The organism is Pantoea sp. CTOTU49201, from assembly GCF_032054795.1.
GTDB classification, from domain to species: domain Bacteria; phylum Pseudomonadota; class Gammaproteobacteria; order Enterobacterales; family Enterobacteriaceae; genus Pantoea; species Pantoea symbiotica.
Genome location: NZ_DAMBSA010000577.1, coordinates 1 through 2,165 on the forward strand (window position 1 = coordinate 1; position 2,165 = coordinate 2,165).

Here is a 2,165-nt window from a genome sequence, read left to right on the forward strand (position 1 = left end):
CCTTGCGAAGTCCTTTTCAGCACACATTTTGCTTATGAACCATTTTTAAAATCTAAAATTGCCAGATTAGCCTGATACTAAGGCGACAAATTATTAAGCAAACTGATTCAAACCCATTATGCTAGCTCTCACATCTACGGATGTTGGGGGATTCTTCGCAGTTTCCGGGTTTGTGACACAATAAGAGGTATGCAATGAAAGAACGGCCGATTCTTTTTTCCGAACAGCGGGTGCGCGCCCTGCTGGTTGGCCAGCAAACGCAGACCCGGCGCATTATGAAAACTCAAGCTTTCGGTCCGGGTCAGGATCACCATGAAGGCGTTCACGCGTTTGACGTCAGCGCCAATCATCTGCACGGCTATAAATTGATGTCGATGACTGATGTCAGTTCGCACTGCCCATTTGGGCAGGCGGGCGATGGTTTGTGGGTACGTGAAACCTGGCGCGGCCCGATTGTGCCGGAAAACTTACTGGCGGATTACGAACGCGATCCCCTGCCGTTTCGCAATGCGGCGTATTGCCAATATCGCGCTGACAGCAATGAGTTGGGACAGCTGGATGAGAATTTGCAGAATGCCGAGCAGTTTGGCTGGCAGACCGCGATTCATATGCCGCGCTGGGCCAGCCGCATCGATCTGCAAATTACCTCGGTACGTGCCGAGAAGATTCAGGACATCAGTGAAGATGACATTATGGCGGAAGGCGTGCAGACCGATTCGCACTTCCTGAATAACTTCTTCACCATGAATATGAATTCTGAATCGCCGAAAGAAGCGTACCGCAAAGCGTGGCAGAAACAGTACGGCGCCACCAGTTGGGAAGTGAACCCGTGGGTTTGGGTGATCGCGTTTCAGCGGGTTGAACGTTAAAGTTAAACGCTGCGAAGCATGCAAACGTAAGGTCGTCATTCATGACGACCTTTTTTATTTCCTCGCCATGACTTTCCCGCTTTGCCACGCCAATCACAGACAAATCCCCGACTAACTGGTTGAATATGCGGCTTTGATTACGCGCTGGTAATTCCTCCTTTGCCGCGCCAGGATACTGTTTTCGTCTGAAGAGTGAGTGACGCAATGTTCAAATGGCCGTGGCATGCGCAAATAGAGACTTCAGTGCTGGCGCTTCCCTGGCAACAGGCGCTGGCGCAGCCCATCTTTTCACTGCTCGATCCTGATGAAAAAACCGCACTGGTTACGCTGGCACAACGCTTCCTGCAGCAGAAAAAAATCTCGCCGCTGCAAGGCCTGCAGCTCGACGAACTGTTGCTGACACGTCTGGCGCTGCTGTTTTGTTTGCCGGTGTTGAAGCTTGGACTCGAATGGCTCGATGGCTTCCATGAAGTGCTGATCTATCCCGAGCCGTTTAACGTCGACGATCGCTGGGAAGATGATAACGGTCTGGTGCACCACGCGCCGGCAGTGCACGCCGGACAGAGCTGGACGCAGGGTCCGGTGGTGTTAAACGCGCTGGATATTCAGGATTCACTCGATCTTTCCGGCTTTAACCTGGTAATCCACGAAGTGGCGCATAAACTCGATGCACGCGGCAGCGGTTATACCAGCGGCATTCCGGTGATGGCGCTACGCGATGTCGCCGCCTGGGAGAAAGATTTGCAGCAGGCGATGGCAGAAATTGAAGCTGAAGTTGAATTAGTCGGTGAACAGGCGGCAACCATCGATCCCTACGCTGCCAGCGATGCGGCAGAGTGTTTCGCGGTGCTGTCAGAGTATTTCTTCAGCGCACCGGATTTACTGGCTAACCGCTTCCCGGTGATGTATCGCCATCTGCAGCAGTTCTATCGTCAGGATCCGCTGGCGCGATTGGCGATGCTAACAGCAGAACCTGCTTAAATCGCGATCGCTTTGTACTAATGCTAGCCAGTTGAATACAAATGTGTTTTAAGCTGTTGACACCTGCAAGGGGCGCCATTAATATTCGCCTCGTTCAAACGATTCCTCTGTAGTTCAGTCGGTAGAACGGCGGACTGTTAATCCGTATGTCACTGGTTCGAGTCCAGTCAGAGGAGCCATATTTAGAGAAGCCCGCTTAGGAAACTAAGCGGGCTTTTTGCTTTTACGGATTGCAGACATAAAAAAACCCGCTGGCCTAGGAGCGGGTTCTTTATTCATCAGCGCACAGTTCATTCCAGTAGCTGTAGCGGATCA

2 protein-coding genes and 1 tRNA gene are annotated in these 2,165 nt (G+C 51.9%); all 3 read left to right on the plus strand.

Annotation, left to right across the window (positions count from 1 at the left end; translation table 11 throughout):
* Nucleotides 1-194: 194 nt before the first annotated feature.
* Nucleotides 195-869 carry a hypothetical protein gene (locus RTY00_RS23965; protein ID WP_008105447.1) on the plus strand — a complete coding sequence of 225 codons (675 nt, stop codon included), beginning with the start codon at nucleotides 195-197 and terminating at the stop codon, nucleotides 867-869.
* A gap of 204 nt (nucleotides 870-1,073) precedes the next feature.
* Complete coding sequence (mtfA, locus tag RTY00_RS23970; RefSeq protein ID WP_312666637.1) at nucleotides 1,074-1,850, plus strand: DgsA anti-repressor MtfA; 777 nt, start codon at nucleotides 1,074-1,076, stop codon at nucleotides 1,848-1,850.
* Between the two features lie 103 nt (nucleotides 1,851-1,953).
* Nucleotides 1,954-2,029, plus strand: a tRNA-Asn gene (locus tag RTY00_RS23975).
* Nucleotides 2,030-2,165 lie beyond the last annotated feature (136 nt).